Consider the following 249-nt stretch of genomic DNA (forward strand, 5'->3'; position numbering starts at 1 on the left):
GATATCAGGTTTACCATCATTATCTTTATCTGTTACCGTTGTGCCGTTCGGATCAGATTCGTCTTTATTTGGAATACCATCATTATCCGCATCTTCATCTCCATCTGGTGTACCATTACCGTCAGAATCAGGATTTGTTGGATCTGTACCTGTAGCTTCTTCATCTTTATTATTGATACCATCACCATCGATATCAGGATCTTGGTCATCAGGAATGCCGTCGCCATCAGTGTCATTCACCTTAGGTGT

Annotated in this window: 1 pseudogene; it reads right to left on the reverse strand. The window is 41.4% G+C overall.

The features are described 5' to 3' along the window. Positions 1 to 249: pseudogene (locus CD111_RS12530) on the reverse strand (hypothetical protein); the annotation flags it as partial.

Source organism: Mammaliicoccus stepanovicii, assembly GCF_002902525.1.
Classification (GTDB): domain Bacteria; phylum Bacillota; class Bacilli; order Staphylococcales; family Staphylococcaceae; genus Mammaliicoccus; species Mammaliicoccus stepanovicii.